General features: G+C 61.9%; 1 protein-coding gene. It reads left to right on the top strand.

The window, feature by feature from the left end:
* Window positions 1-104 precede the first annotated feature (104 nt).
* Window positions 105-1,292 carry an IS481 family transposase gene (locus FZI91_RS23575; protein ID WP_155941543.1) on the top strand — a complete coding sequence of 396 codons (1,188 nt, stop codon included), beginning with the start codon at window positions 105-107 and terminating at the stop codon, window positions 1,290-1,292.
* Window positions 1,293-1,357 lie beyond the last annotated feature (65 nt).

The raw sequence follows: 1,357 nt of genomic DNA, 5'->3' as shown, positions 1-1,357 counted from the left end.
TGTATGACGTCGGGTGATGCTTGACGTTTCGTCTTCGGGTGATGGGCGACAGTGTTTCGGCGGATGCTTTACATCTACTTCGGTTGATCCTTGACACTCCCTGAATGAGGGAGTTGAGCGTGGTCGAGCAGAGGTATCAGGCCGTGTTGGCAGTGATCAGTGACGGGTTGTCGATTTCGCAGGTGGCCAGCAAGGTCGGGGTGTCCCGGCAGACGCTGCATGCGTGGTTAGCCCGGTATGAGGCCGAGGGTTTAGAGGGGTTGGTGGATCGGTCGCATCGGCCGGTGCGCTGTCCGCATCAGATGCCCGCTGTGGTGGAGGCGGCGGTGTTGGAGTTGCGGCGCTCGCGCCCGTATTGGGGTCCGCGCAGGTTGGTGTTCGAGTTGGCTAAACGCCGCGTGGTGCCGGTGCCCTCGGAGTCAGCGGTGTATCGGGCGTTGGTGCGGGCCGGGTTGATTGATCCGAGCCTGCGGGATCGGCGCTCGCGCAAGTGGAAACGCTGGGAGCGCGGGGCGCCGATGGAGCTATGGCAGATGGATGTGGTGGGCGGGTTCCCGCTCGCGGACGGCACCAGCTCCAAGGCGTTGACTGGGATCGACGATCACTCCCGAATGTGCGTGTGTGCCCGGTTGATGGCCCGCGAACGGACCGGCGCGGTCTGCGATGGATTACGAGCCGCACTGGCCACCTACGGCTGTCCTGAGCAGGTGTTGACTGATAACGGCAAGGTATTTACGGGACGGTTCAATCATCCGCCGACCGAGGTGCTCTTTGATGCGATCTGCCGCGAGCACGGTATCGAACACCTGTTGACCGCGCCGCGCTCCCCGACGACGACCGGCAAGATTGAACGATTCCATCGCAGCCTGCGTACTGAATTCCTCTCGCAGGCACGACCATTCACGAATCTGAAGACAGCACAACAGGCGTTGGATGAATGGGTAGCCGATTACAACACTGCCCGACCTCATCAATCGTTGCGTATGGTCACCCCAGCGCAACGGTTTGCTGCGACCGGGCCCGCGTTGGCGCCGTCGAATTCTGTACCTGTCACCGGCGAGCGCAGCGGTTCGGATTGGATCAGCCGGCGGGTGACCACCAACGGGGTGGTCTGTGTGTCCTGGCAGCAAGTCTCAGTGGGCCGCCACCGGGCTGGGGCCCGCTGCGATGTGCACGTTGACGGCGACCTCCTACGCTTCTGGATCGGCCAGGATCTAGTCAAAACCGCCGCCCGCACCAGCAGCGGGGAGGTAAGAAACAAGAAGGCCTGCCGCACCCAAGAGCAGACCTGAACCACAACACAGAGTGTCAAGGATCAACCGACACCAAACCGTCAACCATCAACCGAACACAAACA

It is taken from the genome of Mycobacteroides sp. CBMA 271 (assembly GCF_009729205.1).
In the GTDB taxonomy this organism is placed as follows: domain Bacteria; phylum Actinomycetota; class Actinomycetes; order Mycobacteriales; family Mycobacteriaceae; genus Mycobacterium.
This window is presented reverse-complemented; position numbering and strand designations above follow the sequence as displayed.

Excerpts from the sequence above, each read along its gene's own strand:
- FZI91_RS23575 (WP_155941543.1), top strand. The coding sequence starts at position 105 with ATGAGGGAGTTGAGCGTGGTCGAGCAGAGGTATCAGGCCGTGTTGGCA.